The 24284-nt window shown below is 69.6% G+C and carries 39 protein-coding genes; 22 read left to right on the plus strand and 17 right to left on the minus strand.

Features of this window, described 5'->3' with window-relative positions; translation table 11 throughout:
• Window positions 1-155 precede the first annotated feature (155 nt).
• Genes ACY34M_RS14825 through ACY34M_RS14870 form a run of 10 tightly spaced genes read left to right on the plus strand, consistent with a single transcriptional unit; the run spans window position 156 to window position 4344 of the window.
• Entirely contained in the window at window positions 156-338 is a 183-nt protein-coding gene (locus ACY34M_RS14825; protein ID WP_462718094.1) for a hypothetical protein, read from the plus strand.
• Complete coding sequence (locus ACY34M_RS14830) at window positions 335-1132, plus strand: CHAP domain-containing protein (protein WP_462718095.1); 798 nt, start codon at window positions 335-337, stop codon at window positions 1130-1132. The genes ACY34M_RS14825 and ACY34M_RS14830 overlap by 4 nt, the downstream gene beginning before the upstream one ends.
• Window positions 1129-1482, plus strand: a complete 354-nt coding sequence (locus ACY34M_RS14835) for a hypothetical protein (RefSeq protein WP_462718096.1) — start codon at window positions 1129-1131, stop codon at window positions 1480-1482. The genes ACY34M_RS14830 and ACY34M_RS14835 overlap by 4 nt, the downstream gene beginning before the upstream one ends.
• A gap of 9 nt (window positions 1483-1491) precedes the next feature.
• Window positions 1492-1857, plus strand: a complete 366-nt coding sequence (locus ACY34M_RS14840) for a hypothetical protein (protein WP_462718097.1) — start codon at window positions 1492-1494, stop codon at window positions 1855-1857.
• A 24-nt stretch (window positions 1858-1881) separates the two neighbouring features.
• On the plus strand, window positions 1882-2202 hold the full coding sequence (locus tag ACY34M_RS14845; RefSeq protein WP_462718098.1) for a hypothetical protein: 321 nt from the start codon (window positions 1882-1884) through the stop codon (window positions 2200-2202).
• Complete coding sequence (locus ACY34M_RS14850; RefSeq protein WP_462718099.1) at window positions 2165-2377, plus strand: DUF7620 family protein; 213 nt, start codon at window positions 2165-2167, stop codon at window positions 2375-2377. The genes ACY34M_RS14845 and ACY34M_RS14850 overlap by 38 nt, the downstream gene beginning before the upstream one ends.
• Window positions 2374-2694, plus strand: coding sequence for a putative phage holin (locus ACY34M_RS14855; RefSeq protein ID WP_462718100.1), 321 nt, complete (start codon window positions 2374-2376; stop codon window positions 2692-2694). The genes ACY34M_RS14850 and ACY34M_RS14855 overlap by 4 nt, the downstream gene beginning before the upstream one ends.
• A 2-nt stretch (window positions 2695-2696) precedes the next feature.
• Complete coding sequence (locus tag ACY34M_RS14860; RefSeq protein WP_462718101.1) at window positions 2697-3146, plus strand: hypothetical protein; 450 nt, start codon at window positions 2697-2699, stop codon at window positions 3144-3146.
• A complete protein-coding gene (locus ACY34M_RS14865) occupies window positions 3146-4066 on the plus strand; it encodes a hypothetical protein (protein ID WP_462718102.1) in 921 nt (306 codons plus the stop codon). Before ACY34M_RS14860 ends, ACY34M_RS14865 begins: the two co-directional genes overlap by 1 nt.
• Before the next feature lie 2 nt (window positions 4067-4068).
• A complete protein-coding gene (locus ACY34M_RS14870) occupies window positions 4069-4344 on the plus strand; it encodes a phage fiber-tail adaptor protein (protein WP_462718103.1) in 276 nt (91 codons plus the stop codon).
• A gap of 12 nt (window positions 4345-4356) precedes the next feature.
• On the opposite strand, the gene ACY34M_RS14875 is transcribed toward ACY34M_RS14870, so the two are convergent.
• The 7 genes from ACY34M_RS14875 to ACY34M_RS14905 all read right to left on the minus strand — a co-directional run bounded on the left by ACY34M_RS14875 (window position 4357) and on the right by ACY34M_RS14905 (window position 7937).
• Window positions 4357-5022 carry a hypothetical protein gene (locus ACY34M_RS14875; RefSeq protein WP_462718104.1) on the minus strand — a complete coding sequence of 222 codons (666 nt, stop codon included), beginning with the start codon at window positions 5020-5022 and terminating at the stop codon, window positions 4357-4359.
• Between the two features lie 258 nt (window positions 5023-5280).
• The gene (locus tag ACY34M_RS14880; protein ID WP_462718105.1) at window positions 5281-5445 is read right to left on the minus strand and encodes a hypothetical protein; all 165 of its coding nucleotides are present in this window, start codon (window positions 5443-5445) and stop codon (window positions 5281-5283) included.
• Window positions 5446-5452: 7 nt separating this feature from the next.
• Entirely contained in the window at window positions 5453-5629 is a 177-nt protein-coding gene (locus ACY34M_RS14885) for a hypothetical protein (RefSeq protein WP_462718106.1), read from the minus strand.
• An 11-nt stretch (window positions 5630-5640) separates the two neighbouring features.
• Window positions 5641-5892 carry a hypothetical protein gene (locus ACY34M_RS14890; RefSeq protein WP_462718107.1) on the minus strand — a complete coding sequence of 84 codons (252 nt, stop codon included), beginning with the start codon at window positions 5890-5892 and terminating at the stop codon, window positions 5641-5643.
• Window positions 5893-5894: 2 nt separating this feature from the next.
• Window positions 5895-6266: a hypothetical protein gene (locus ACY34M_RS14895; protein ID WP_462718108.1), complete on the minus strand. Its 372-nt coding sequence runs from the start codon at window positions 6264-6266 to the stop codon at window positions 5895-5897.
• Between the two features lie 122 nt (window positions 6267-6388).
• Window positions 6389-6979, minus strand: a complete 591-nt coding sequence (locus tag ACY34M_RS14900; RefSeq protein WP_462718109.1) for a hypothetical protein — start codon at window positions 6977-6979, stop codon at window positions 6389-6391.
• 88 nt (window positions 6980-7067) lie between these two features.
• Window positions 7068-7937, minus strand: a complete 870-nt coding sequence (locus ACY34M_RS14905) for a recombinase family protein (RefSeq protein ID WP_462718110.1) — start codon at window positions 7935-7937, stop codon at window positions 7068-7070.
• Window positions 7938-8156: 219 nt separating this feature from the next.
• On the opposite strand from ACY34M_RS14905, the gene ACY34M_RS14910 reads away from it, so the two are divergent.
• Together ACY34M_RS14910 and ACY34M_RS14915 are read left to right on the plus strand one after the other, a co-directional pair.
• Complete coding sequence (locus tag ACY34M_RS14910; RefSeq protein WP_462718111.1) at window positions 8157-8495, plus strand: hypothetical protein; 339 nt, start codon at window positions 8157-8159, stop codon at window positions 8493-8495.
• Window positions 8496-8712: 217 nt separating this feature from the next.
• On the plus strand, window positions 8713-9156 hold the full coding sequence (locus ACY34M_RS14915; RefSeq protein ID WP_462718112.1) for a hypothetical protein: 444 nt from the start codon (window positions 8713-8715) through the stop codon (window positions 9154-9156).
• A 142-nt stretch (window positions 9157-9298) separates the two neighbouring features.
• Here the strand turns inward: ACY34M_RS14915 and ACY34M_RS14920 are convergent, their stop codons facing one another.
• From ACY34M_RS14920 to ACY34M_RS14930, 3 genes are read right to left on the minus strand one after another with little or no spacing between them, the layout of a single operon-like run.
• Window positions 9299-9484 carry a hypothetical protein gene (locus ACY34M_RS14920; protein WP_462718113.1) on the minus strand — a complete coding sequence of 62 codons (186 nt, stop codon included), beginning with the start codon at window positions 9482-9484 and terminating at the stop codon, window positions 9299-9301.
• A gap of 44 nt (window positions 9485-9528) precedes the next feature.
• Window positions 9529-10386, minus strand: coding sequence for an ATP-dependent DNA ligase (locus tag ACY34M_RS14925; RefSeq protein WP_462718114.1), 858 nt, complete (start codon window positions 10384-10386; stop codon window positions 9529-9531).
• A gap of 59 nt (window positions 10387-10445) precedes the next feature.
• Complete coding sequence (locus ACY34M_RS14930; protein ID WP_462718115.1) at window positions 10446-10817, minus strand: hypothetical protein; 372 nt, start codon at window positions 10815-10817, stop codon at window positions 10446-10448.
• Between the two features lie 55 nt (window positions 10818-10872).
• Between ACY34M_RS14930 and ACY34M_RS14935 the strand changes: the two genes are divergently transcribed.
• Window positions 10873-11061: a hypothetical protein gene (locus tag ACY34M_RS14935; protein ID WP_462718116.1), complete on the plus strand. Its 189-nt coding sequence runs from the start codon at window positions 10873-10875 to the stop codon at window positions 11059-11061.
• Window positions 11062-11197: 136 nt separating this feature from the next.
• Here ACY34M_RS14935 and ACY34M_RS14940 read toward each other — a convergent pair whose 3' ends face one another.
• Complete coding sequence (locus ACY34M_RS14940) at window positions 11198-11461, minus strand: hypothetical protein (protein ID WP_462718117.1); 264 nt, start codon at window positions 11459-11461, stop codon at window positions 11198-11200.
• A 63-nt stretch (window positions 11462-11524) separates the two neighbouring features.
• On the opposite strand from ACY34M_RS14940, the gene ACY34M_RS14945 reads away from it, so the two are divergent.
• Window positions 11525-11656, plus strand: a complete 132-nt coding sequence (locus ACY34M_RS14945) for a hypothetical protein (protein ID WP_462718118.1) — start codon at window positions 11525-11527, stop codon at window positions 11654-11656.
• On the opposite strand, the gene ACY34M_RS14950 is transcribed toward ACY34M_RS14945, so the two are convergent.
• The 3 genes from ACY34M_RS14950 to ACY34M_RS14960 all read right to left on the minus strand — a co-directional run bounded on the left by ACY34M_RS14950 (window position 11653) and on the right by ACY34M_RS14960 (window position 13729).
• Window positions 11653-11829, minus strand: coding sequence for a hypothetical protein (locus tag ACY34M_RS14950; RefSeq protein ID WP_462718119.1), 177 nt, complete (start codon window positions 11827-11829; stop codon window positions 11653-11655). The two genes, ACY34M_RS14945 and ACY34M_RS14950, sit on opposite strands and share 4 nt — an antisense overlap.
• A gap of 66 nt (window positions 11830-11895) precedes the next feature.
• Window positions 11896-13230 carry a helix-turn-helix domain-containing protein gene (locus tag ACY34M_RS14955; protein WP_462718120.1) on the minus strand — a complete coding sequence of 445 codons (1335 nt, stop codon included), beginning with the start codon at window positions 13228-13230 and terminating at the stop codon, window positions 11896-11898.
• 25 nt (window positions 13231-13255) lie between these two features.
• Window positions 13256-13729: a hypothetical protein gene (locus ACY34M_RS14960; protein ID WP_462718121.1), complete on the minus strand. Its 474-nt coding sequence runs from the start codon at window positions 13727-13729 to the stop codon at window positions 13256-13258.
• Between the two features lie 37 nt (window positions 13730-13766).
• Between ACY34M_RS14960 and ACY34M_RS14965 the strand changes: the two genes are divergently transcribed.
• Entirely contained in the window at window positions 13767-14018 is a 252-nt protein-coding gene (locus ACY34M_RS14965) for a hypothetical protein (RefSeq protein WP_462718122.1), read from the plus strand.
• Between the two features lie 308 nt (window positions 14019-14326).
• Here the strand turns inward: ACY34M_RS14965 and ACY34M_RS14970 are convergent, their stop codons facing one another.
• Window positions 14327-14941 carry a GntR family transcriptional regulator gene (locus tag ACY34M_RS14970; protein WP_462718123.1) on the minus strand — a complete coding sequence of 205 codons (615 nt, stop codon included), beginning with the start codon at window positions 14939-14941 and terminating at the stop codon, window positions 14327-14329.
• Between the two features lie 555 nt (window positions 14942-15496).
• On the opposite strand from ACY34M_RS14970, the gene ACY34M_RS14975 reads away from it, so the two are divergent.
• Both ACY34M_RS14975 and ACY34M_RS14980 read left to right on the plus strand, forming a co-directional pair.
• Complete coding sequence (locus tag ACY34M_RS14975; RefSeq protein WP_462718124.1) at window positions 15497-16084, plus strand: helix-turn-helix domain-containing protein; 588 nt, start codon at window positions 15497-15499, stop codon at window positions 16082-16084.
• Window positions 16081-17319 (plus strand): MFS transporter, encoded by a 1239-nt coding sequence (locus ACY34M_RS14980; RefSeq protein ID WP_462718125.1) that lies wholly within the window; start codon window positions 16081-16083, stop codon window positions 17317-17319. The genes ACY34M_RS14975 and ACY34M_RS14980 overlap by 4 nt, the downstream gene beginning before the upstream one ends.
• A gap of 71 nt (window positions 17320-17390) precedes the next feature.
• On the opposite strand, the gene ACY34M_RS14985 is transcribed toward ACY34M_RS14980, so the two are convergent.
• Window positions 17391-17795 (minus strand): DUF5997 family protein, encoded by a 405-nt coding sequence (locus tag ACY34M_RS14985; protein ID WP_462718126.1) that lies wholly within the window; start codon window positions 17793-17795, stop codon window positions 17391-17393.
• A 58-nt stretch (window positions 17796-17853) separates the two neighbouring features.
• Between ACY34M_RS14985 and ACY34M_RS14990 the strand changes: the two genes are divergently transcribed.
• Window positions 17854-18660 carry a LysR family substrate-binding domain-containing protein gene (locus ACY34M_RS14990; protein WP_462718127.1) on the plus strand — a complete coding sequence of 269 codons (807 nt, stop codon included), beginning with the start codon at window positions 17854-17856 and terminating at the stop codon, window positions 18658-18660.
• Here ACY34M_RS14990 and ACY34M_RS14995 read toward each other — a convergent pair.
• On the minus strand, window positions 18657-19244 hold the full coding sequence (locus tag ACY34M_RS14995; RefSeq protein WP_462718128.1) for a TetR/AcrR family transcriptional regulator: 588 nt from the start codon (window positions 19242-19244) through the stop codon (window positions 18657-18659). The two genes, ACY34M_RS14990 and ACY34M_RS14995, sit on opposite strands and share 4 nt — an antisense overlap.
• A gap of 212 nt (window positions 19245-19456) precedes the next feature.
• On the opposite strand from ACY34M_RS14995, the gene ACY34M_RS15000 reads away from it, so the two are divergent.
• The 4 genes from ACY34M_RS15000 to ACY34M_RS15015 are packed head-to-tail and all read left to right on the plus strand — an operon-like array spanning window position 19457 to window position 24279.
• Window positions 19457-20050, plus strand: a complete 594-nt coding sequence (locus tag ACY34M_RS15000) for a (2Fe-2S)-binding protein (protein ID WP_462718129.1) — start codon at window positions 19457-19459, stop codon at window positions 20048-20050.
• Window positions 20047-21039, plus strand: a complete 993-nt coding sequence (locus tag ACY34M_RS15005) for an FAD binding domain-containing protein (protein WP_462718130.1) — start codon at window positions 20047-20049, stop codon at window positions 21037-21039. Before ACY34M_RS15000 ends, ACY34M_RS15005 begins: the two co-directional genes overlap by 4 nt.
• The gene (locus tag ACY34M_RS15010) at window positions 21036-23165 is read left to right on the plus strand and encodes a xanthine dehydrogenase family protein molybdopterin-binding subunit (protein WP_462718131.1); all 2130 of its coding nucleotides are present in this window, start codon (window positions 21036-21038) and stop codon (window positions 23163-23165) included. The genes ACY34M_RS15005 and ACY34M_RS15010 overlap by 4 nt, the downstream gene beginning before the upstream one ends.
• The gene (locus ACY34M_RS15015) at window positions 23158-24279 is read left to right on the plus strand and encodes an XdhC family protein (protein WP_462718132.1); all 1122 of its coding nucleotides are present in this window, start codon (window positions 23158-23160) and stop codon (window positions 24277-24279) included. The genes ACY34M_RS15010 and ACY34M_RS15015 overlap by 8 nt, the downstream gene beginning before the upstream one ends.
• Window positions 24280-24284 lie beyond the last annotated feature (5 nt).

The raw sequence follows: 24284 nt of genomic DNA on the forward strand, positions 1-24284 counted from the left end.
CAGGAGAAGGCGCAGGACCGGTCCGCCTCCTCGCACCGCAGCATACGCCAATACCTTCGATTCGTAGGCTTGATGCGGTGATTGGCCTATGATTCAGAGGTCAAGTGCTGTGCAGGGGACGCAGACTGCCGCACCAGCCCTCACAGGAGGCCCCCATGGGCGACCCCCGACCCGACAACCCAGACATGGACGCCGCAGCGCAGGCCCAACACCTGCGCCCCACCGGCAACGGCCCCACCGTCGAGAACGAAGAAGCCCTCCTCGCCGAAGAGTTCGGGCAGCCCACCCAGGGCGGCGTCTACGGCCCCGCCCATACGGACGGGGGCGACGCAGCATGAGCGGCCTCGAAGCGATGATCAGCTCCATGGAGAAGAAGCTCGGCACCGGCGAGCCCAACTCCATCCAGGACTGGTACCGCAAGCGCAACGGCTCGGCGTACAGCTATAACTTCCCGTGGTGCAACGCCACGATCACCTGGGCCGCCGTCGACTCCGGCAACCACGACACCGTCTGCTTCGGCACCGACTACGCCTACACCGTCGCCCACGCCGCCCGCTTCCAGGCCGCCGGCCAGTGGACCGCCATGACGAAGGGCTTCGCCGGAACCGGCATACGCCGAGGCGACATCGTCTTCTTCGACTGGGGCGGCTCCTCCAGCATCGGCGCCATCGACCACGTCGGCATCGTCACCGGCGTCTCCGGCAAAACCCTGCTCACCATCGAAGGCAACACCGCCAACGTCTGCGCTCGCAGGGCAAGGTACGTCCACGACGTCGCCGGATTCGGACGCCCCAAGTACAAGGCGCCGTCGACGACGACGCTGCCGTCCGTGTCTCTCGCGCACATCCTCGCCTCTCAGAAGGCCGACACCAAGGCAGCGCAGGGCTCCGCCCTGCACCGCACCGAAGGCCGCCTCCTCGAGAACGCCCTCAAGGCGAAGGGCCTCCTCGCCGCGAAGTGGGTCGACGGATCCCTCGGCACCATGACCACCGACGCCTACAGCCGCTGGCAGAAGCAGTACTCCGCCAAGCACAAGCTCGGCTGGACCGGCAGCGACGTCAACGGTTACGTCGGCAAGACCTCGCTGAAGGCCCTCGGCTCCGAGACCGGCCTGTTCAAGGTCGTCGCGTGATCCTCAACCTGACGCCGCACCCCATCCGGATCTACCGCAGCGACCGGCAGGACGGCAGCGACGACCTCGACGATGGGCTGCTGCACACCATCGAGCCCGCAGCCACACCCGCCCGGCTCGGCATGGTCGAACTCAACCCCGAGAGCCGCGACGGCATCCTCGTCTCACTCGTCGAGTACACCCACGCCCAAGACCTCCCCGGCCGCGAAGCAGGCGTCTCCTACATCGTCTCGCTGCCCGTCGCCCTCGGACTCGCCGCCAAACGCAACGACCTCCTCGTCCCGTACCGCGAAGTCCGCAACGCCACCGGCACCGTCATCGGCTGCCGCCAACTTGCCCAACCCATCTAGGAGACCGTCATGCTGCTCCGCAGAGAACCCGCCCTGCTCCTCGGCCTCATCGCCGCGGCCGTGAAGCTCGCCGGCTACGAACTCAACGTGTCCGCAGGCGTCCAGACCGCCATCAACGCGATCGCCGCCGGCATCGTCGCCATCATCATCGCGTTCGTCGCCCACAACGGCGCCTGGGCCGCCGCCATCCTCCAGACCGCCCAGGCCGTCATGGCACTCTTCGTCGGCCTTGGCCTCGACTGGTCCGCCGACCGCCAGGCTCTCTGGATGAGTTCGATCGCCGCGCTCCTCGCCGTCGTCGAGCGGTTCATCGTCACCCCACCCCTGTCCACCACGCCCCTGGAACAGTCCAGCCCCGTCAAGACCGCGGCCTGACCGGCACTACGAGCGGAGGCTCCGGTGAGCGAAATTTTCGGCGTCCAAGTCACCGACGCTGGAGCCGTCGCACTCCTCACCCTCGTCGTGCTGTTCATCCTCACCGGCCGCCTCATACCGCGGAAGACCCACGAGGACCTGATAGCCGACCGCGACAACTGGCGGGCCGCCTTCCTCGAGTCCGAGGCAGCCCGCAAAGTCGAGCACGACCAAACCAACGAACTCCTCGAAATGGCCCGACTCGGCGGCAACCTCCTCACGGCGCTCCCCCCACCGCCGCGGACCAACGGGGAGGAGGTGAACCCCGGTGATCGCCTGGATCCGGCACCGCCTTACGGGCCGTGAAAAGCCAGACCTGCGAGCGTCCGAGGCCGCCCTCGAGCGGTCTCGGACCGGTCGCCGAGCAGCAGAAGCACGCCAGTCCAGCGTCGACGCGGCCGTCGCCCCCCTCCGGCGAGCCCGGCAAGAGAACCACCTGCGCGAGCGCATCGAAGCCGCGTTCAGAGGAGCAGCATCATGAGGGACCTCAGCGTGGACCAGTGGATCAACATCGGCGCGTCGACGCTCGCCGCCATCGCCTGCGCCGTCTTCATCGTGACCTACCACGCGAAGGCGCCCTGGTGGCGCAGCGATATCGGCCGCAACCTCATGGCGTTCGCCGCGGCCGTAGGACTGCTCAGCGCCTACACCGTGCTCGTCAGCTTCTTCCCCGACGGCTGCTTCGCCATCGTCATGCGCGGCGTCCGTACCCTCACCGTCCTCGCCATCGCCACCATCATGATCCAGCGCACGCGGCTCCTCCTCCAAGCTCAACGCGCACACTCGTCGGGAGACTGACCATGGCCACGTTCACCTTCAACATCGCCCTCGGCAAGGTCGGCTACTACGCCTCCCTGCCCAACGCGAACGACGCCCTCGTACTCATCGCGCTGGAGGAGAACGCCCTCGAGACCGACGCCGTCCTCCGCGACAAGGACACGTTCGCGGACGTCGTGGCCGGCGCCACGAACGAGCAGACCACCGTCGGACGCAAAACCTTGTCCGGGGTAACCGTCACCGTCGACGACACGAACGACAGAGTGAACATCGCCTTCGCCGGCGTGTCCTGGCCATCGCCCACCGGTAACAAGGTCGGCGCCTTCGTCATCGGCTACGTCCCCGACATCACGGCACCCAGCGACGCGGCCATCATCCCGCTCACCAAACACGACCTGACCTGGAGCCCAGACGGCATCGCGTTCACCCTCAGCGGCGGCGACTTCTTCCGAGCCACCTCACCGACGAACTGATGGCGAGCTTCAGCGACGACTTCAACCGAGCGGACTCAACCGATCTGGGCGCAGGCTGGGTGGAGGTGTCCGGCGACTGGTCGATCACCGGCGGGCAGTTGGCGCCCGACACCTCTAGCGGAAACACGATCCTTCGCGCCGCCACCGCGATGGCCAGCAGCGACCACTCCGCACAGGTCACGATCGCCGCCACCACGGCCGCCAGCCAAGGCGTGTGGTGCCGCGGCGACGCGACGCTCAGCAACGGCTACCTGTGGCGGACAAACGGATCGTCCTGGGATCTCTTCGCGGTCGTCGGCGGCGGCTTCACCGCGATCGGCACCTACGCCGTCCCGGTCGCACCCGGAGACATCGCCAAAGTGCAGGCCGTCGGATCCACGATCAAGGGATTCGTCAACGGGATCGAGAGGGTCAGCGTCGTCAACACGTCCGTAGCGACCGGCACGTCCGTCGGACTGCGCGTCATGGCGGTGTCCGGCCTGCGTTACGACGACTTCTCTGCCGCGGACGTCACCGCAGGCGTGACCGCCACACTCCCCACCGCAACCGACGCCGAGACCGTGCAGCCGCTCATGGCAACGAAGACCGCGACCCTGGGTGCTGTCGCAGAAGCCGCCGCAGCGCAGCTCCTCAACGGGGCCAAGACGGCTGGACTCGCGCCCGCCACCGAACATGCCGCAGCGCAGGCTCTCGCCGGAACCAAGACGAGCACTCTCCCCGCCGTCGCCGCCATCGAGACCGCCCAACCACTCGCCGGCCTCAAAACCGCCCGCCTGACGCCGGCACTGGAGATCTCCACGGCGCGCCCGCTCGTCCCCCAACTCGCCACCGCGCTAAGCCGAAAACGCACCATCCAAATCCCTGCCGAACCCCGGCAGGTCACCATCCCCGCCGACGGGCGCACCCTGACAGTGAGGTAGGCATGACCAGCTTCATCAAAGACCCCGCCGCACTGCTGGACTACAGCTGGGACTGGGCACCCTGGCTGGCCGGAGCAGGGGACACCATCAGCACCGCCACAGTCCACGTACCCGATGGACTCACCGCCGTCGGCGAGCCGAGCGTCACCGACACCCTCGTCACACAACGAGTGTCGGGCGGCGACGTCGGCGCCACCTGCAAGCTGACCTGCCAGATCACCACCATCGGCGGCCGAATCGACGAACGATCCATCTACCTCACCATCATGGACCGGTGAGCCGCCAACCTGTCAGCCGATGATCTCGCCCTCGAACTCGGGGAAGTCGAGAACGTCGGCGTCATCATTCGTGCGCTGCACCGTGACCACGATCTTCCTGCCGTACTTCTTCTCCAGGGAGTTGTCGTCAGTCTTGGTCACCGTGACCTTCGAACCGAGACGGCCCTCGAGCGGATCCGACCCCCGCTCGAAGACCGACGCCGACGCCTCGCCACCGTTCACCGCCCCATCCACCAGAGTGGAGAAGTCGTCCAACTTCACGGCCGCGCCACTGCCGTTCGTGATGCGCAGCTTCACCCGGAACTCCGTGGCATTCGGGTCGGGCGACTCGAGCGCCTCCGCATCCCAGTCCTTGAACACCTTGGCCTCGACGACGCTCACCTTCACCCCGTCAGGCCACGTGAACGAGTCGCCGAACTTGAACCCACTCGTCTTCCCGTCCCCGCCCGTGCCGGCGCCCTCCTCAGGTCCGGCGCTCGCGTCGCCGCCCTCTTCGGAGCAGGACTTCATCCACTCGGCCTGCGACAGGCCCTCGTCGGTACAGTCGACCTTCTTCTTCGACGCCGCGGTCGACTTGACCGGGGACGGCTTCGTCTCGGCCTTCTCTTCGCTGCCGCTGCATGCGGTCAGAGCGGCCAGTAGTAGCGCAGCCGTGGCTGCAGTAGCGCGAACGCGCATGATTCCCCCCAGGGATGAGATAGCGGAGGAAACGGTAAGACACATGTGGTGGAAACGTGAACTTCCGTCACGCGGTCGTTACCCCGCCGCAGCGGGACCGTATATAGGGGAGCGAGAGCGTGACGCGACGGACGCGTCCACCGCCCGCAGCGTGAGGCGGCTAGTGGATAGGAGGGCCGGAGCCGGCGGGTAACGGCCCTCCGCCGTAGAGTGCACGCTGAAGCCCCGGCCACTGATCCTGGCCGGGGCTTCGCTGCGTCACTTTGCTGCGTTCTTCTCCTGCTCGCTCCAGTCGATCCGCAGGTTGCGCAGTTCGTCGCAGATGCCGTCGTACACGGAGCGGGCCCGGTTGAGCGTCTTCTTCGCGTCGGCCGCGTCCGCCTCCAGGCGACGGCGCCTCTCCTCGTACTCCTCGCGAGTCATGGCGTCCTCATTTCTCGGAGGTGCGGTCGGCGGCGGCCTGCGCGAGGCGGGCCCACACTTCGGCGGCGGCAATCCGCCTGGCCATGACGCCAGCGTCGTTGGCCTGGGCCGCTTGGTTGAGGAGGCGTTCAGCCTCACAGGCGCATTCCTCGTAGCTGGACGGTTCCTTGGCGTTGTAGTTCACGTCCGGTGTCCTCACTTTTCGTCGGCGATGCGGATGTCGAGGCTGATCGCGTACACGCGATCCCGGTCGGTGTCGTAGGAGCCGAACTTGTTGTACAGCTCCTTGTCTGCGGCGTCGCGGTCGTCGAAGACGCCGTAGTGGCGGTGCTTGGCGTCGTCGTCCTTGTCGCGCAGATAGTCGATGGCCATGTCGCCCGCGCGCTCGGCGGTCGTGGCGATGGCATAGACGGTGCCGCTGATGCGGTCCGAGCGGATGATCGGCATGGTCACTTTTCCTTCGGTTCGGTTCCGGGCGGCGATGCGGGCTTGAGTTGTATCCCCGGAGTGGAGAGCCCGCCCCTGCTGGCGGGCCAGACGACGTCTTCCACTCGCCAGAACGACTCGGCCCCGTCGTCATCGGTCCACTCGAAGTAGTCGCCGATGCGAGGGACGGCAGGCATTGGCACGGTGAACTCGCAGTCGGGGAACAGTACGAGAATCTGGATCGCGGATCCGGGATGTACCGCTTCGGAGGGTCCGATGACGGCCACGGTTCGACCGTTCCTTGTCAGCTGGACGACTTCCCCGGTGATCCGGGCGTGGTCGGCGATCTCGCCGAGCTTGGCTCGGGCTGATTCGATGCCGTAGGACTTTTCCATGAAGAGAGCTTAAGGACCTTAAGGTCTTGATCGCAAGGTACTGGCCCCCAACGGCCGCCATGATGCGCGGAGTTGACCATGTACCACTCTCGATAACATGCGGTATCGCGGGCGATCAGGCGTCAACGGCGCTTCACTGACGTGACGCCGAGAGTGCCGTCCTCCCGCTCGGAGAGTTCGCCGAAGTGGGCGATGTCCCACTTGAGTAGGCCCTGATGCAGGTCGCGAAGTCTGCTCGCTAGCTGCCACACCTCGCCGCTGTCCGAGAAAGTGATTTCTGGATGCGGCGTGCGCCGAGAGCCCTTCAAGGTCAACCACGACTGGGATGCAGGGTCGAAGATCCAGTAACCGTGCAGCGCTCGATTTCGCAGGTCGAATAGCTCGGCGGCGAGATTGAGTCCACGTTCCAACGAGGCACGGCACGGTGCGGGTACGAGCACGGCAGGCAGCTTTCTGAAAGCGGACCTGCAGCTCGTCACCAGGCCTCCGCCTGGAGTGGCTGCTTCGAAGCTGTACGCCCTGGCTACGCCCTTGAGGTGAACGAGGATTCCGTGAAGCACATACTCGGCCGCCGCTGCCTCTCTCGCGACGAGGCCCAACCCGACAGTGATGGCGGCTTCTTCCTCGTCCATCCAGTCGACGAGTCCTTGGTCGGGTGGCGTGAACGCGGGAATCATGAAGCGGGCAGCCTCGGACGGGTGGCTGTCGGGCATCGGGCACTCCGGGAATTCGATCAAGTGGTGCGCATGTCTGACACCCGGCGGCATCCCAAGGTTGTGCGCCGACCGCGGCACGGTCGGGTTACTCGCTGAGCGCCGTCGCCTCGTCGTGGTCCCTGAGTAGTCGCATGACGGTGGCCGGCGACGGGTGCTGCCCCTTCTTCTTGCCGCTGGTGATGACGAGCTTGCCCGCGATCTCGCGCAGGCTGAGGTTCTGGCCGCGCAGGTGGAGCGCCATGCCGAGCATGTCTTTGTCGGTGACGCTGGCCCCGCCGATCGTCTTGCCGTTCTTGCGGGCGGTCTCGTGTCCGTCGAGGGTGCGCTCGCGGATGTACTCGCGCTCCATGCCAGACATGGCGGCGCAGAACGCGAACATCGGTCCGGACGGGTCGTGCTCGCCGCGGAGTTCGCCGGTGAGGAACTCCAGCCGGATGCCGTACTCCTTGAGCGCTTCGGCGAGCGTGACGAGGTCGGAGCCGCGGCCGAGCCGCTTGTGTTCGTGGACGACTAGCGTCACTTCGAGTCCGGTGGTGCGGAGTTCGCGCGCGAACTCGATGGCCTTGGTCAGCTCAGGCCGAGTCCTGACGCGGGTGCTGACCTTCTCGGAGAAGATGCGGCTGACGTCGGCGTCGTTGAGCGCGTCCATCTGATAGTCGATGGACTGCCGGGCGGTGGAGGCGCGGGCGTAGCCGATGCGGACGTTGCCGGTCGCGCCGCCAGTCTTGGCGATGTCGGGGGCAGGGAGGGCTTCCCACCGTTGTCCGGGCTTCCGCTCCGGGGGAGTTGCTACGGAGAGATCCTTCTTGAGTTGCGACACGAGTCGGAACCGGGCGGTGTGGTACTGGATCGCGACGCGGCCCTTGGTTGTCCGGCAGGGGGAGCCGGCGGGGGCCTGGCAGGTGGACATCGGGCAGTCGTGTTGCTCGACGAGGACGTGCGGGTCGGCGGCCATGCCCAATTGTTTCATGGGGATGTTTCAGTCCGCAGGTCTTTTGAAACGCCCCATGAAACGAATCGTGCTGCAGCGATCGCCGCCGACTGTTGCAGTTCACGAGGGACCACCAATGAAACGCGAACATCCCTCGGGGGAAGCGCCTCGGACAGATCGCGAATCCTGGGCTACCTTCGATGCAGGCGCGGGGCCTGGAAACGGTCGAGTCTGGGAGGACTCATGTACGCAGGCCGCGTCAACGCAGCCAAGTTCATCTCGCGCTACCTCGGCGAGCCGCACGACACCGACTTCGGCGGCGAGGAAACGCACCAGCTCTTCAACGCCGTCAACGCGGACATCTGCTGCCCGCCGTCGGGATACAGCATCAGCTGGGACGACTGGTACGCCTACGCCGACCAGTTCCATCTCGCGTGGAAGGCGGACTGGTTCCTTGAACCGGGCGGTGAACCGAAGGCGCTCCCGCCATTCCTGACAGGGGAGAAGCGGGAACGGGCCCTCAGGGCTCAGAGGCTGGCCGTCTGGATCCGCCGCGAAGCCCATAGGCGGAACATCCACTGAGCCGTCGGCCTCCGTGCCAGACTGCGCGAACGTCCCGTCTCTCGCCCCCGTGGAGACGGGACGCTTTTTGCGTACCTGTATCGGACGGGTGCAGGTGGAATGCGCTGCTGACAGGGGCGTGTCAGGTTGAGGTGGCAGGCCGGGAGTCGGCGGCTGCACGGGCATCGGGGAGGGGGATTCGGCCTGTGCATTGTTCAAGGATCAAGGAGCAATGTTCATGATCTTCGTGAAGCGTGTTCTCGCTGTCACGCTGACAGCCGGTGCCGTTGGAGTCGCCGCGCTCGGAGGAACCGCATCCGCAGAGCCGGTCAAGGCGCGGGCGGCGAACTGCATCGGCAGCTCGTTCTCCGGAACGCTGGGCGTCAACCAGTCGATCTGCAATAGCGGCTACACGGTGACCATGCAGGACAACGGGGATCTCGTGCTGCGCCGCTCGAACTTCTCGCCCTGCTACGCGAGCGGAACCCGCGCCCCAGGGGACGCGTCCGCAGAGTTCGTGATGAACCCGGTCGGCCCGCCGTACATCGACATCAACAGCACGTCGCAGGGCCGTGTCGGCCGCATCATGGGCGCCCACAACTTCACGGAGTTCGGTAAGAACGCGAGCGTGAACAACAAGGGCGAGTTCTGGGTCGGGTTCAAGAAGGTCGGCTACTGCTGACCTGCCCACGTCTGCGGCAGCCTCAGGGCAAGCCCAACCTCAGGACACGGATGCGGCTAAGCGAACGGACCGAGGTCACCTGAGGCTGCCGCATCGAAGCTCTCACGTTCCGCACGCCGTGGTCGGCAACGACACGTGAACGTCAGGTCTTCGCTTCGAGCACCTGCCCGACCTTCACCGGCACGATCTCGACCGCGGTGCAGCCGGCTGCTTCCAGCTCGGCCTTGCGGTGGTCGGCGCTGCCTTTGTCGTAGTGAGCGACGGCGGCGTGGTTGGTGCCGGTGCTGTCAGTCCAGGTCAGCCCGTAGTCGTCCATCGTGATCGCCATGTCGATAATCATGGACGACTGCACTGACAATCCCGGTGAGCCAGTCAGCGCAGCCGGGTGACGCTGACCGTGGCGTGCCGCGTGGTCCCTGCCGCGACTTCGACGATCAGCCCGCGGCCGATGCTCGAGTACGGCTCCCCGCCGTCCGTGTGCTCCCGTCCACCGGCCCCAGTCGCCGCGATGTGGCGGGCGACGGCCGCGGCGATGGGCGCGGTGACTGCCCGCGACAGCACGCGCCGCCCGTCGGGCAACTGCACGGCGATCCGGCGAGGTCGCCCGGGCGGCCCGACGTAGCCGACGACCTGCGCGTCTACGGTCTCGCTGTGGCGGATCTTCTTCCAGATTCGGGCCGCCCGATATGGGGAGGCGGCGCGTTTCGCGACGACACCTTCGATGCCCTGCTCCGGGAGCTGCTCGAACCACACCTGGGCCACCTCCGGGTCGTCGGTGGCGGGCACCGCCTGGATCGGCGGCGGCACGTCCGCCAGCAGGTCAAGCATGGCGGCGCGACGATCGATATAGGGCCGCCCGCGGAGATCCTTGCCCGCGAGCATGAGGCAGTCGAACACGGCGTAGGTGGCGGGGTGCCTGCTGGTGAGGTCGGCGAGGCGTCGGCCGCGGGACGACGCACGCGAGCGGACGGCGCTGAAGTCGGTGCGGCCGTCGCGCCAGATGACGAGTTCCCCGTCGAGGACCGTGTCTTTGGGGAGGTCCATGGCGGCGGTGGCGATGTCGATCCATTGTTCGGTGGCGTCGCGCCCTGCTCGGGTCTGGATGCGCGCCGTCTCCTGCCGCCACAAGATCGCTCTGTCGCCGTCGAATTTGGGCTCGTACCACCAGCCCGGCCCGGTGGGCAGCGCGGCAACGTTCTCGGCGAGCGCGACAGCGACGGGATACTCCACGGTCACAGCCTCGGCCGGGCTGGCGCAGGGCGCGTGTGGGGCTAGGCCGGACGACGCAGTCACGCCCCTTCGTCGGACTGCATGCGCGGCATCCGCCCCCGCAGGCCGGGCATGGGGTTGCACGCGTCGCACGGCACGAGCCGCCGCTGCCCGGCCTCCCACGAGAGTTCTTCGGGCAGGTAGAAGTCGACGGGCGCCGGCTGCTGCTTGCGGCAGTTGCCGCGGTGCAGGATCTCGGGCCCGTCTTCGGTGCGCGCTGGTTCGATGGTGAAGCGTCGTTCCTGGTAGGAGGCCTCTTTCATGCGCTCCCACTGCGCGGCTTTCTTCTCCAGTTCGGCGATGGTCTGCCGGGTCTGGTGGAGCTGGTACTCCAGCCAGGCTTCGACGGCGCGGTGTTTGGCGAGGCGCTCCTCCGGATTCAGGTCGTGCATACGTTCGATTCTATGCTTGGGTGGTGCACGCGACGACCAGGGAGACGATCACGGCATGGATCCGACGGGCAGATTCCGGCTCATGCTCACCGTCGACGACGCCACCGTCGCGACCGGCTGGTGGGAGAAGCGCGCGCACGCGGAGAGTCGGTTCACGCGTTGGGTCGGCGACCACGGCCGCGGTACTGCCCGCATCGTCCTGGTCGACACCGGGACCGACGAGACGCTGAAGTCCTGGCCGTAGCCCCGGCGTTGTCGGTGCGTGCCCGTAGGCTTACGCACGTCAGTGCTTGCTGCGCTCGAGCCCGGCTTCCCCGTACAGCGACGGGGGAGCCGGGTGCGCTGCTTTCAGGGCGCGAGGCAGGGGGTGCGGCGCGCGCTCAGGCTGCGGCGTCGACGCTTTCGGGGTGCCGCACGATCTTCTTCACGGCCATCTCGAGCGGCTGCGGGATCGTGGTCCGGGCGGCTGTCGCGGCTTCCAGCCACGCTTCCCAGAGGCCCTGCCATTCTGCGTGCTGCTCGTCGGTCCAGCCGTCGCCTTGCGTCGGGGGACCGAATCGTTCCTGCAACTCCTGTACGCGCCGGTACGCGTCATCGGCGGCCTGCTGAAGCTGGATCATCTCCGGGGTTGGTTCATCGCTCACGGACGGATCATAGATCGGTCACCATTCATCCACGGCAGCGGCGCTCCCTGCCATGCTGCTGCTATGCGACTTTGGCGCGACTACTGGGAAGCCTTCGGCGTGCGGTACGGCCTGTTCCAGGCGTTCATGGCCGTGGCGTGGATGGCCAGTGGATTCGGCTTCTTCGGCGCCCTCGCATGGATGGCCCTCTCCTAGGCCGCCTTCACGATCTCCCCACGCACCGCCGCCGCCCACTCGACTATGAGTACCTCGTACTCGGCACGCTGCTCAGCGCTCAACCGGCCGCCGGAGCGCAGCATTAGCCCGCGGATCTGCTCGTTGAGCTCGGCAGCAGACCGTACAGTGCCAGGCGGCTGGATGGGGATCATGTGAAGAAGCCTACGTGCAGCCACTGACAATCAGCCACGCACAGGCCAGAGACGGCATATACCGATCTATGCGCCGAGGACGCCCATCAGATGGTCGTCGAGATCCTGCACCCAGTCCTCACGCCGCCATGGCCGCAGCTCCTGACGCACCCTGCGCAGCCGGATCGCCGGGACGCGGCCTCCGGTCGTTGCCGCGGCATCCACGCACCGGTGCAGCAGGTCCGCGGCATCCCGCGGCTCGCCCATGCGGATCCGGGCCAGCGCCTGGTCGGTCGTGACGATCGCCCGCTGCACCTGCTCCCGACGGCCCGACAACGCTGCCGCCGACGCCTCGAACTGGTCGTGAGCCACCGCCGGATCACCCACCCACAGCCGACAGACGCCCTCGAAGCCGCGCAGATGCCCGGCCGTGAAACTGCTCGACGACGGATCCCCGCTGTGGTCGGCCTCCATGTCGTACCAGGACAGGCCGAGCGCCGCATCCGTCTGCCGCTCCAGACCGGCCCGCGCCGCAATCTCCGCCTGCAGAGCGTGGGCACGCGCCCGGACGATGACGCTGTCCCCGGATCGGGCCGCTCGTACAGCGGCGTCGACGAGCGTCCGCGGCCGCTCCAAGCCCTCCTGTGCATACAGGGTCACCAGCGCGTGCGACATGTGGACAACGGCCTGCCGCCACGGCTCCGACAGCTCGCCCGCCTGGGCGGCGGCTTCCGCGTACAGGGCGCGAGAAGCAGTGTCGTCACGCGTCTCGAACGCCAGCCTGCCCGCCAGCGTGGACGCGGCGACCGCAGTGCCCCGCAACTGCGCCTGAAGCTCGGCAGGTACAGGCCCGGCCAGCAGACGGCGGCACGCCTCGACCGCGGGGGACAGGAGCAGCTGCAGCCGCACGAACGGCAGGCTCCCGATCTCCGCGTTGACGTTGGCGACCGTCGCGGCGAGGTCCCGGCAGATGGAGTCGTCGGTACGCGCAGGGTCGGCGATCGCCGCAGCGAGTGCGTCCTGGCTGCCGGGCGCCAGCAGAGCCAGCATGCTCGCCCCACCCTGATCGGTGACGGCACGGATGATCGTGGTGCGCAGGTCAGCCAACTGCCGCACCGAAGCCCCGAACAAGGCGAGCGCGTCCAGGAGTTCGGCGAAGTCCGAGCCGGCGCCGAGCGACACCTGACCCACAGGAGTCCGCGCGTACACGTGGGCGAGCAGCAACTGGTACCGGTCGTCCGGCGCGGCCGTGCCAGCCTCCCACCGGGAGACGGTGCGCTGCACGGACGCCGCGCACGGCAGGTGCCGCAGATGCAGCACAGTCGCGGACTCAAGGAGCGCCTGCGAGAGCGCGGACAGCGACAGGCCGCGCCGCTTCCGCAGCCGCTTCAGCGCGGCAGCCCCCGCCGTTCTGTCGTCCACTCAACCATCGTTGCGCAAACCGGGACTAGATGGGGACGATCAGGCGAGGTTTCCGCAGCCCCGCCGCATAGTTGAGGGTCTGCCACGTACCCGACTCGGGCTCGTCCCCGTGCGGGAAGCCGATCACCATCGACGACCGGTCCACCATGTACCGGTTCCGCTCGTGATACGCCGGAGACCGAAGCTCAACCGCTTTCAGCTCGACGATGTCGCCGATGCGGTCCCGGCAGCGGGCGATGGCCTGACGGGCCTCGGCCGGCTGCTGGTCCACGCGGCCCGGCACGACGATCGTGATCCGGGCCGGGGTGTTACCGGCCAGCCACAGCAGCCCGAGGGTGTCCATGCCCTTCGCGCCGCCGATGTAGAAGTGGGCGTCACCGAACGGGGCCAGGTAGTCGGCGAACAGGCTCGTGTACTCGCCGAGGCTGCGGTGCCCCGTGTTCCGGGTGCCCGTGTACGCCACCGTCCGCATGATCGACTCCGTGTCATTGGATGTCATATCCCGCCCCCACCGTCACTGTTGAGATCGTCTTCACGTGGACACCGACCTGCAAAACCTAGCCTCCCTACTGGAGAAGCGCGGCTTCACCGTCGCCGTCTGCGCCCCCGAGAAACGACTCCAGGTCACCAACCCGATCCACAGCCTGCTTGCCGAGGAGATCACCCTCCGGAGGGGCCGCTACTACACGGGCTTCGACTACGAAGTCGGCGAGCGCGGCAAGGAAGACGCCTGCGTCGAGATCATCGCCCGCATCCTCCTCGCAAGCGGTACACGCCAGGAGGCATGACCATGCACATCCGCCCGCTCCCAGTGCTGCCCAGCTACCGCAAGCACCTCGACCACGTACAGGCCTGCCCCGCGTGCCGGCGGGGTGTCCGCCCGTGCGCGGAGGGCCGGGGCCTCGAGCGGGCGTGGCGGGAAGAACGGGCCCGGCATCCGACCGCCGTGAAGCGTGGGCCCAAGCCTGACCAGGCGTGATTGTTTCGCACGGGGCGCGAACGGAATGCCGAAACTATTGCACTGTGAACGGTTCCCGGCATATCCATTGAACGCGAGAGTAAGGAGTTCGCCGTGCCCAGACCCCGCCCGGTGAACTCACCCTCCCAGCCGGATCGTCCACCGGTCCATCGGGAGAATCAGGTCCGCTGTCTCCGCAGGAGAGCCATGCTCATCGAACCGGGTCCGCACCACGCGATAGACGACCGCGTCAACCAGCAGGCCGAGGGCGTGTGCCTGCTCCTCGCCGAGCTCGACCGTTCCCAGCTCGGCGACGAACGAGACGTGTGCCCTTCGCCTGCCCCGCCACCAGGTCGACACGAGCATGGCCGAACGGCCACCCGGATCCAGGCACTCGACCGTCTCGTGCCGCAACTGTGTGCGGGCCGGGACGTCCAGTCGCGCGGCAAGTTCTTCGGTGGCCGGCCGCGGGCGGGTGTCGGTGGTCTCGGTCGCATACGGCCAGTCGGCGTCCACGTCGGTGAGAGTGCGCACGGCAGCAGGATGCGCGACGACGACTTGTTTCCGCTCCTCGCCCTCGAGGATTCCTGTCCTGCGGAGCAGAACGTAGGCGAGGCGCATGGTCTGCTCGTTGACGCCGTACTCGGAGGCGAGTTGGCGGCGGGAGGGTAGGGGCTGGCCGATGGTCCAGTCGCCGCGGGCGATGCGCTGCCGGATGTCGTCGGCGATGCGCCTGTAGCGCGCGACTGCCATCCAGACCCCTGCCGTTGATCGTTCTTGATCATGACTTGAGTCCGAAAGCTATGAAGACAGCAGTTGGCTGGATATATCCAAAGGTCACCGGCATGCTGGCCTATGCCAGAAGCAACTGCGATGAGAATTCGGGATGCCGTTCGGCAGTGTGCGGGATCCCGTTGGGTGTCTGCGTCCGCCGTACCCCTTGAAGGCGGAGCGGGAGGCGCCCGGCGGCCCTGTATGTGCCGATCAATCACCCGTTCCGATGGTGATTGGCGGTCGGGTCGCTCGTTGAGCACAGGCCGGGGTCGGGCCCCGTCCGCCTCCAAGGGTGCAGGGGTCCGGCCCCGGTTCTGTGTGTGTCTACATGGTGCCGTGAGAGGTTGTCCGGGATTCAGGCAAGTCACGGCCAACAGAGTGGGAAACGAATGGGAACCGAAGCGGGAAACCAGAGTGCAACCACGGGGTAACTACGGCCGACTCGATTCCAGGAACTTGCAGATCAGGCCGTCGGTAGGGCTCGTAGCGCCAGGTGGGCCACTCGTCGAACACCCGGTACCCGACATTGGATCCATGTCCAATATCGTAGACCCCCTGGTGGAGCGGATCGGCGCCCGGATCCGCGCGGAGCGCGACCGGCGCCGCTGGACCCTTGCGGAGCTGGCCGAGGAGTCCGGGGTGTCGCGGGCGATGATCCACCGGATCGAGCGCGGCGAGAGCAGTCCGAGCGCGGTGATCCTCGGCAAGCTGTCGGCGGCCTTCCGGCTGAGCGTGGCTACGCTGATCGATCCGGACCCGGAGCCCGGGCCCGCCGCGGCCGGGGAGCGGGTGCGGCGCGCGGAGGGGGCGCCGCACTGGCACGACCCCGAGACCGGATACGTGCGACGGCAGGTGTCGGGACCCGGCTTCCCGGCGGAGGTGGCCGAGGTCCGGCTCCCGGCCGGGGCGGAGGTCCCGTACCCGGCCGCCGCGTTCGCGTTCCACCGGCAGATCATCTGGGTGCTCGAAGGACACCTCACGTTCCACGAGGGCGACGAGGTGCACGAACTCGACGCGGGCGACACCGTCGAACTCGGCCCGCCCACCGCCTGCGTCTTCGCCAACTCCACGGAACGCGACTGCCGTTACGCCGTGGTGCTCGTGCGCGACGAGACGCCGTGAGGCTGCCGCGCGGCGGCGTCGCCGTGCTCTCCTGCACCGCCGGGGTGGCGCTCGCCAACAACTACGCGATCCAGCCCGCGCTCGGCGACGTCGCCCGCGACACGGGCACCTCCGCGTCCGCCGTCGGCCTCGTCACCACGGCCGCGCTGGTCGGGTGCATCGCCGGATTCGCGTTCCTGCTGCCGCTCACGGACCGCGCGGCGCCCCGGCGGCTCGTCGCGGGGCAGCTCGGGCTGCTCACGGCGGGCCTGCTGCTCGCCGCCTCCGCGCCCGGCCTCGGCGTGCTGCTCCTCGCGTACGTGCTGGTGGGCGCCGGGGCGAGCGTCAGCGCGATGGCGTCCACGATCGCCGGGCGCGGGGTGCCGGGGGAGCGGCGCGGGACGGCCGTCGCGGGCGTCGCGGCGGGCATGTCGGCCGGGATCCTGCTCAGCCGGCTCGTCGGTGGCGCGCTCGCGGAGGCGCTCGGCTGGCGGGGGATGCTGCTTGTGTTCGCGGGGCTCGTGGTGGTGTGCGGGGCGGTGGCCCTGGCGCGGCTGCCGGGGGAGCGGCCCGAAGGCGATGAGGGCGGGTACCTCGGCACGCTCGTGCCGGGGGAGCGGCCCGAAGGCGATGAGGGCGGGTACCTCGGCACGCTCGCCGCGATGCCCGGGCTGCTGCGGCGGCACCCGGCCCTGCGGCTCGCCGTGCTCAGCGGCAGCCTCTGGTACCTGGCCTTCAGCCTCGTCTGGGTCGCGCTCACGGTGCGGCTCGCGCAGCCGCCGTACGGGCTCGATGCCGCGGCCATCGGGCTCTACAGCCTGGCCGGGGCGCTCGGATTCGCGGCGTTGCCGGTGGCCGGACGCCTTGGGGACCGGTACGCGCCGCGGGCGGTGATCGCCGGGTCCATGGTGGTCGCGGCCGCCGGGGCGGGGCTGCTGTGCACGGGGCTCGACCGGCCCGTGGTGACGGCCGCGGGCCTCGCCCTGGTCGACGCGGGCTGCTTCACGGCGCAGGCCGCGAACCAGACCCGCGTCCTGTCCATCGACCCACGCCGCAGCGGCAGCCTCAGCGGGGTCTACCTGCTCCTGTACTTCCTGGCGGGCGCCCTCGGCGCGGCGCTGGCGGCTCCGCTGGTGTCGGCGGGCGGCTGGGTCGCGGCGAGCGGGGTGGTGTGCGGGGCGCTCGCCCTGGCGGGGGCGCTGGTCGTCCTCCCTCGGGGCGCCGTGGCGGGCAATTCAAGCCCCTGCGGCGCTTGAGCAGCGGGGTCCGGGGCGGAGCCCCGTGCGGTGGGGCGCAGGCCGAACGTAGACCGCAACGCCCCACCCGGTCAGCCCTCGCGCTGCGCCCGCTTCTCCGCCTGTTCCGCGTGGAGCTTCTTCACGCGGACGTTCTCCTTGCGGACGTCGGCCTGCGTGGCCCGCTCCGTCTGCAGCCACTCGGGGTTCTCGGCCTTGATGGCCTCGATCTGCTCCGTGGTCAGCGCCTCCGTGACGCCGCCGCGGGCCAGCCCCGAGATGGAGACGCCCAGCTTCTGCGCGACGACGGGGCGCGGGTGCGGTCCGTTCGCGCGCAGGTCGACGAGCCACTGCGGCGGCTCGGCCTGCAGCGCGGTCAGCTCGGCGCGCGAGACGACGCCCTCCTGGAACTCGGCGGGCGTGGCCTCGAGGTACACACCCAGCTTCTTCGCCGCGGTCGCGGGCTTCATGGTCTGGGTGCTCTGGTGCGAACTCATGAGGTCAAGGGTATCGAGCGTGACGGACGGCGCTGACCACGGCCGGTAGCCTTGCGGCGTGACAGGCACGCAAGAAACCCCCGCACCGCTCCCGGACCCCGGCTTCCGGCTGGCCTACGTTCCCGGGGCCACGCCCGCCAAGTGGGTGCGGATCTGGCGCGAGCGCATGCCCGCCGTGCCGCTCGACCTCCTCCAGGTGACCGCCACGGAGGCGTTCGACGCGCTGCGCCGCGGGGACGCCGACGCGGGCCTGGTGCGGCTGCCCGTCGACCGCACGTACTTCAGCGCGATCCCGCTCTACACGGAGAAGACCGTGGTCGTGGTCCCGAAGGACCACCTCGTGACCGCCGCCGACGAGGTCACGCTCGCCGACCTCGCCGACGAGATCGTGCAGCACCCGCTCGACGACGTACTCGGCTGGGAGCGGCCGCCGGGCCAGCCCGCCTTCGAGCGCCCCGCCACCACGGCCGACGCGATCGAGCTGGTCGCCGCGGGCGTGGGCCTGCTCGTCGTCCCGATGTCGCTCGCCCGCCTGCACCACCGCCGCGACCTCACCTACCGCACGGTCACCGACGCCCCGGAGTCGAGCGTGGTGCTCGCCTGGCCGGAGGAGCGCACCACGGACCGGGTCGAGGACTTCATCGGCATCGTGCGCGGCCGCACGGTGAACAGCTCGCGGGGCCGTACGCAGGCGGAGCCCGAGAAGAAGGAACCCAAGAAGAAGCCGCAGCAGCCGGGGAAGAAGCCCTTCGTGAAGCCGGGCCGCATCCGCCAGGACGGGAAGCCGCAGTCGAAGAGGAGCGCCAACAAGCCGGGAAAGAACGCCAAGAACGCCAAGGGCGGCAAGCCCCGCAAGCGGTCCTAGCGTTCCGCCCCGGGCGCCCCCGCCCGCAGCCCGTCCATCACCAGGTCGAGCAGTCGTCCCGCCCGTGCCTGCCAGTCGCCCCGCGGGTCGATCAGCCACAGGCCCGCGATCGCCAGCATGAAGTCGTCCGGGGTGACGCCGGGGCGGATCGTGCCGGCCTTCTCGTTGGCGTCCAGGAGGTGGGTGACGGCCTCGGTCAGGGGGCCGTGGGCCACCTGCTTCATCGTGCCGCGCGCGCTCGTCGCCTCGCGCAGCGCGTCCGCGAGGCCCGCCTTGGCCATCGCGTACTGGGCGAGCCGGTCCATCCACTCGCGCAGCGCCAGCTCCGGCGGGCGGCCGCACAGCAACTCGCAGGCCGCGTCGGCGACCTGCTCCACCTCGTAGCGGTACACCTCGAGGACGAGCGCCTCACGGCTGGGGAAGTTGCGGTAGAACGTGCCCTGCCCGACGCCCGCCTTCTTCGCGATCGCGCTCAACGGTGTGTCCGCTGAGCGCGTCAACTCGGCCAGGGCCACCTCGAGGATGCGCTCGCGATTGCGCTGCGCGTCCGAGCGCAGCGCGGCCGGGTTCTTCGAGTGCCCCACGCGAGTTCTCCTCCTTCGGCCGTGGCGGGGAATAGTGCTTGCTGAGCGGACAGTTGTCCACTACGTTCGTGTCCCGTTGAACGGACAGTTGTCCGGTTAGGGTCGACACCCTAGTGGGTGCCGGGCCGGGTCGCACACGGGTCCGGTCCGCTCCCGTCCTTCGTACAGCGCCGATTCTCCACGTACCAGACACGCGAAAGAAGGCTGCACACATGTCATCAGCCGACATCGGCGGCACCACCGTGTCCTCCGTGTCCACGTCCAGCGTCGTCACCCTGAACATCAACGGGGAGAAGCACACGCTGCCCGTCGACCACCGCACCACGCTGCTCGACGCCCTGCGCGAGCGGCTCGACCTGACCGGCACGAAGAAGGGCTGCGACCAGGGGCAGTGCGGGGCCTGCACGGTGCTCGTCGACGGGCGCAGGACCGTGTCCTGCCTGCAGTTCGCGGTCGCCGCGGAGGGCCGAGAGATCACCACCATCGAGGGCGTCGCGCGCGCGGACGGCCAACTGCACCCGGTGCAGGAGGCGTTCGTCGAGCTGGACGGCTACCAGTGCGGCTACTGCACGCCCGGCCAGATCTGTTCGGCCCTCGCCGTCCTCGACGAGCACGCCGCGGGCTGGCCGTCCGCCGCCACCGACGACGTACGGCCCGAGGCGGGCCCGCCGCCGCTGACCCCGGAGGAGATCAGGGAACGGATGAGCGGAAACCTGTGCCGCTGCGGCGCGTACGTGTCGATCGTGCGAGCGGTGGCCAAGGCCGCCGAACAGTCAGGCGACGAGGCGAAGGAGACCGTGGCGTGAAGGAGTTCGGATACGAGCGGGCGTCCGACGTCTCCGGTGCGGTCGCCGTGCTCGGCGCCGACCCCGAGGCGCGCTTCCTCGGCGGCGGCACCAACCTCGTCGACCTGATGAAGATCGGCGTGGAGCGCCCCGCGCGCCTCGTCGACGTGCGGGAACTCCCGCTCGACACCATCGAGGTGACGGCCGACGGCGGGCTCCGCATCGGCGCCACCGTCACCAACAGCGACCTCGCCGCACATCCCGAAGTGCGCCGCCGCTACCCGGCGTTGGCGCAGGCCGTGCTCGCCGGGGCCTCCGGGCAGCTGCGCAACATGGCCACCGTCGGCGGAAATCTGCTCCAGCGCACCCGCTGCGGCTACTTCACCGACGTCAGCAAGCCCTGCAACAAGCGAAAGCCCGGCAGCGGCTGCCCGGCCGTCGAGGGCGAGCACCGCAACCACGCGATCCTCGGCGCGAGCGAGCACTGCGTGGCCGTGCACCCCTCCGACATGGGCGTCGCGCTGGCCGCCTTCGACGCCTCCGTCGAGTACGAAACCGCCGAGGGAAGCGGGGAGTTGCCGCTCGCCGACTTCTACCGGCCCGTCGGCGACACCCCGCACCTGGAGACCGCTCTGCCGGCCGGGGCGCTGATCACCGGCGTCACCCTGCCGCCCGCGCCCGTCGCGGCGCACTCCGCGTACCGCAAGGTCCGCGAGCGCGCCTCGTACGCCTTCGCCATCGGCTCCGCGGCCGTCGCCGTCGACGTACAGGACGGTGTCGTACGGGACGCGCGGATCGCGCTCGGCGCGGTCGCCTCCCGTCCGTGGCGGGCCCGCGCCGCGGAGGCCGCGCTGATCGGGCAGCCCGCCGACGGCGTGAGCTACGCGGCGGCGGCCGACGCGGAGCTCGCGGCGGCGAAGCCCTTGCCCGACAGCGCGTACAAGGTTCCCCTGATGCGCAATCTGATCGTTTCGATGCTCATCGAACTCGGCTCGGAGGACACCCGATGACGACGACCACCACAGCGACCGGCACCACGGCACCGGACTCCGTGGGCGTCGGGCGCAGCCGGATCGAGGGCCGTGAGAAGGTCACGGGGGCCGCGCGCTACGCGGGCGAGTTCCCGTTCACCGACCTCGCGCACGGCTGGCTCGTACTCTCCGACGTCGCGCGCGGCCGGATCCGCTCGGTCGGCGACGAGGCCGTGCGCGCCATGCCCGGCGTCCTCGCCGTCCTGCACCACGGCAACGCGCCGCGGATCAACACCGAGTACATGGGCATGTTCGGCCCGCCCGACGGCATCCTGCACGTCTTCCAGCACGACAAGGTGCTGCACGCGGGCTGGCCCGTCGCGCTCGTCGTCGCCGAGACGTCCGAGCAGGCGCGGGAGGCCGCGGAGGCGCTCGTCGTCGAGTACGACACCGAGCCGCACGACATCGCCTTCGAGGCCGACCGCCCCGGCACCTACGCCCCCGAGGGCTCGGAGGCGAGCAAGGGCGACCTGGAGGCCGAACTCGCCGCGTCCGCCGCCGTCGTGGACGCCCGCTACACCACCCCCGAGACGCACCACGGCGCCATGGAACCGCACGCCGTGACCGTGCGCTGGGACGAGGGCCGCCTGGAGGTGTACGACGCCAACCAGGGCAGCAAGGCGGTCGCCGACGAACTGGCGCAGCTGTTCTCGCTCGACCCGTCGGCCGTCCGCGTCGTCTCCGAGCACGTCGGCGGCGCCTTCGGCGGCAAGCTCGTCCGCTCCCACCACGTCGCCGCCGTGATGGCCGCGACCCAGCTCCAGCGGCCCGTCCGGCTCGCCATGACGCGCCGCCAGGTCTTCGCGCTCACCGGCTACCGCAGCCCCACCACGCAGCGAGTCCGGCTCGGCGCCGACGCCGACGGACGGCTGCGCGCCCTCGGGCACGACGCGCAGAGCCTCACCTCGAACATCCGCGAGTTCGTCGAGGCGAGCGCCGGGTACGCGCGGGTGATGTACGCGTCGGACGCGCACACTTCCGTCAACCGCGTGGTGCCCGTGGACCTGCCGACCCCGACGTTCGTCCGGGCGCCCGGCGAGGCCCCCGGCTCGTACGCCGTCGAGTCGGCGCTCGACGAGCTGGCCGAGAAGCTCGGCATGGACCCGGTCGCGCTGCGCGTGCGCAACGAGCCGGACGTCGGTCCCGTCTCGGGGCTGCCCTTCAGCAGCCGCAATCTCCTCGGCTGCTACGAGGACGGCGCCCGCCGCTTCGGCTGGGAGGGACGCGACCCGCGACCGCGCGTGCGCCGCGAGGGCCGCTGGCTCCTCGGCACGGGCGTGGCCGCCTGCTCGTTCCCGTCCGGTGTCGCCCCGTCGACGGCCTCGGTGACCGCCGAGCACGACGGCACGTTCACCGTCCGGATCACGGCGGCCGACGTCGGCACCGGCGCCCGCACCGCGCTGACCCAGATCGCCGCCGACGAACTCGGCGTCGACCAGGGTCTGGTCCGGGTGCGGATCGCCGACAGCGACTTCGGTCAGGCGTGGGTCTCCGGCGGTTCCATGGGCACGCGCTCGTGGGGCTGGGCCGTGATGGCGGCCAGCCGGGAACTGCGCGACCGCGTGTCCCCGACCGCCGACATCCCGGCCGAGGGCCTCACCGTCCGCACCGACACCACCGAACTGGTCGGCGCCCTCGCGCAGAAGGAGCGCTACTCGTACGGCGCGCAGTTCGCCGAGGTCGCCGTCGACGTCACCAGTGGCGAGGTGCGGGTGCGGCGCCTGCTGGGCGTGTTCTCCGCGGGCCGCATCATCAACCCGCTCACCGCGCGCAGCCAGTTGGTGGGCGGCATGACGTGGGGCATCTCCATGGCGCTGCACGAGGAGGCCGTGCGGGACGCGGAGAGCGGCGGGCACGTCGGCGCCGACTTCGCGGGCTACCACGTCGCCGCCAACGCGGACGTGCCCGTCGTCGAGGCGCACTGGGTCGACGACACCGACCCGGACGACCCCGTCGGCATCAAGGGCGTCGGCGAGATCGGCATCGTCGGCACGGCCGCCGCGATCGGCAACGCCGTGTGGCACGCGACCGGTGTGCGCCACCGCGACCTGCCGCTGCGGCCCGACCGGATCCTCCTCGCGGAGGCGCGGCGCGACCATGCTTGATCTGGCCTCCGAACTGAGCGAATGGGCCGCGCAGGGCCGGGAGTTCGCTGTCGCCACCGTCGTCTCGGTGAGCGGCAGCGCGCCCCGGCCGCCCGGCGCGGCCCTCGCCGTCGACACGGCGGGCGAGGTCATCGGTTCGGTGTCCGGCGGCTGTGTGGAGGGCGCCGTCTACGAACTGTGCGTCCAGGCCCTCGCGGACCGGGCCCCGGCCCGCGAGCGGTTCGGCTACAGCGACGACGACGCCTTCGCCGTGGGCCTGACCTGCGGCGGAGTGGTCGAGGTGCACGTCGAACCGGTGCGCCTCGACTCGCCGTCCCGGCCTGCGGTGCTCGCGGCGCTCGCCGTCGCGGCCCGCGGCGAGGCGGTCGCGCTCGCCCGCGTCCTCGAAGGACCCGGCGAAGTCGTTTCCACCGGCGGCCTGTTGATGGTGCGCCCCGACGGTTCGTACGAGGGCGCCCTGGAGTCGGGGGACGACGCCGGGCTCGCCGCGCAGGCCCGCGCGTTCCTCGACCTCGGCAGGACCGGGCTGTGCGAGGTGCCGCAGAGCAAGGCGCGCTGCGAGGGGGACGTGACCCTGTTCGTGGAGTCGAGCGTGCCGCCCGCCCGGATGATCGTGTTCGGGGCGGTGGACTTCGCGGGCGCGCTCGTCAAGGTCGGCAAGCTGCTCGGCTTCCACGTCACCCTCTGCGACGCGCGTGGCGTCTTCGCCACGCCGGCCCGTTTCCCGGAGGCGGACGAGGTGGTCGTGGAGTGGCCCGACCGCTATCTGCGTTCGACGGCGACGGACGAGCGCACGGTGCTCTGTGTCCTCACCCACGACGCCAAGTTCGACGTGCCGCTCCTCGAGGTGGCGCTGCGGCTGCCGGTCGCGTACGTCGGCGCGATGGGCTCGCGGCGCACGCACGACGACCGGACGGAGCGGCTGCGCGAGGCGGGACTGACCGAGGCCGAATTGGACCGGCTCAACTCCCCGATAGGTCTCGACATCGGCGGCCGTACGCCGGAGGAGACCGCCGTGTCGATCGGCGCGGAGATCGTCTCGGCGCGCCGGGGCGGGAGCGGACTGCCGCTGCGCGGCGGCGAGGGCGCGATCCACGGTGACGGCGCGGTCTAGCCGCC

The organism is Streptomyces sp. EDA2-14, from assembly GCF_054963755.1.

What these genes read in the sequence shown, in the direction of transcription:
- ACY34M_RS14825 (WP_462718094.1), top strand. Translation starts at nt 156, where the DNA reads ATGGGCGACCCCCGACCCGACAACCCAGACATGGACGCCGCAGCGCAG.
- ACY34M_RS14910 (WP_462718111.1), top strand. Translation starts at nt 8,157, where the DNA reads ATGTACGCAGGCCGCGTCAACGCAGCCAAGTTCATCTCGCGCTACCTC.
- ACY34M_RS14905 (WP_462718110.1), bottom strand. Translation starts at nt 7,937, where the DNA reads ATGGCCGCCGACCCGCACGTCCTCGTCGAGCAACACGACTGCCCGATG.
- ACY34M_RS14900 (WP_462718109.1), bottom strand. Translation starts at nt 6,979, where the DNA reads ATGCCCGACAGCCACCCGTCCGAGGCTGCCCGCTTCATGATTCCCGCG.
- ACY34M_RS14860 (WP_462718101.1), top strand. Translation starts at nt 2,697, where the DNA reads ATGGCCACGTTCACCTTCAACATCGCCCTCGGCAAGGTCGGCTACTAC.
- ACY34M_RS14985 (WP_462718126.1), bottom strand. Translation starts at nt 17,795, where the DNA reads ATGAGTTCGCACCAGAGCACCCAGACCATGAAGCCCGCGACCGCGGCG.
- ACY34M_RS14930 (WP_462718115.1), bottom strand. Translation starts at nt 10,817, where the DNA reads ATGCACGACCTGAATCCGGAGGAGCGCCTCGCCAAACACCGCGCCGTC.
- ACY34M_RS14950 (WP_462718119.1), bottom strand. Translation starts at nt 11,829, where the DNA reads ATGATCCCCATCCAGCCGCCTGGCACTGTACGGTCTGCTGCCGAGCTC.
- ACY34M_RS14830 (WP_462718095.1), top strand. Translation starts at nt 335, where the DNA reads ATGAGCGGCCTCGAAGCGATGATCAGCTCCATGGAGAAGAAGCTCGGC.
- ACY34M_RS14880 (WP_462718105.1), bottom strand. Translation starts at nt 5,445, where the DNA reads ATGACTCGCGAGGAGTACGAGGAGAGGCGCCGTCGCCTGGAGGCGGAC.
- ACY34M_RS14915 (WP_462718112.1), top strand. Translation starts at nt 8,713, where the DNA reads ATGATCTTCGTGAAGCGTGTTCTCGCTGTCACGCTGACAGCCGGTGCC.
- ACY34M_RS14875 (WP_462718104.1), bottom strand. Translation starts at nt 5,022, where the DNA reads ATGCGCGTTCGCGCTACTGCAGCCACGGCTGCGCTACTACTGGCCGCT.
- ACY34M_RS14840 (WP_462718097.1), top strand. Translation starts at nt 1,492, where the DNA reads ATGCTGCTCCGCAGAGAACCCGCCCTGCTCCTCGGCCTCATCGCCGCG.
- ACY34M_RS14865 (WP_462718102.1), top strand. Translation starts at nt 3,146, where the DNA reads ATGGCGAGCTTCAGCGACGACTTCAACCGAGCGGACTCAACCGATCTG.
- ACY34M_RS14975 (WP_462718124.1), top strand. Translation starts at nt 15,497, where the DNA reads ATGTCCAATATCGTAGACCCCCTGGTGGAGCGGATCGGCGCCCGGATC.
- ACY34M_RS14920 (WP_462718113.1), bottom strand. Translation starts at nt 9,484, where the DNA reads ATGGCGATCACGATGGACGACTACGGGCTGACCTGGACTGACAGCACC.
- ACY34M_RS14970 (WP_462718123.1), bottom strand. Translation starts at nt 14,941, where the DNA reads ATGGCAGTCGCGCGCTACAGGCGCATCGCCGACGACATCCGGCAGCGC.
- ACY34M_RS14935 (WP_462718116.1), top strand. Translation starts at nt 10,873, where the DNA reads ATGGATCCGACGGGCAGATTCCGGCTCATGCTCACCGTCGACGACGCC.
- ACY34M_RS15010 (WP_462718131.1), top strand. Translation starts at nt 21,036, where the DNA reads ATGACGACGACCACCACAGCGACCGGCACCACGGCACCGGACTCCGTG.
- ACY34M_RS14855 (WP_462718100.1), top strand. Translation starts at nt 2,374, where the DNA reads ATGAGGGACCTCAGCGTGGACCAGTGGATCAACATCGGCGCGTCGACG.
- ACY34M_RS15015 (WP_462718132.1), top strand. Translation starts at nt 23,158, where the DNA reads ATGCTTGATCTGGCCTCCGAACTGAGCGAATGGGCCGCGCAGGGCCGG.
- ACY34M_RS14945 (WP_462718118.1), top strand. Translation starts at nt 11,525, where the DNA reads ATGCGACTTTGGCGCGACTACTGGGAAGCCTTCGGCGTGCGGTACGGC.
- ACY34M_RS14890 (WP_462718107.1), bottom strand. Translation starts at nt 5,892, where the DNA reads ATGCCGATCATCCGCTCGGACCGCATCAGCGGCACCGTCTATGCCATC.
- ACY34M_RS14870 (WP_462718103.1), top strand. Translation starts at nt 4,069, where the DNA reads ATGACCAGCTTCATCAAAGACCCCGCCGCACTGCTGGACTACAGCTGG.
- ACY34M_RS15000 (WP_462718129.1), top strand. Translation starts at nt 19,457, where the DNA reads ATGTCATCAGCCGACATCGGCGGCACCACCGTGTCCTCCGTGTCCACG.
- ACY34M_RS14895 (WP_462718108.1), bottom strand. Translation starts at nt 6,266, where the DNA reads ATGGAAAAGTCCTACGGCATCGAATCAGCCCGAGCCAAGCTCGGCGAG.
- ACY34M_RS14960 (WP_462718121.1), bottom strand. Translation starts at nt 13,729, where the DNA reads ATGACATCCAATGACACGGAGTCGATCATGCGGACGGTGGCGTACACG.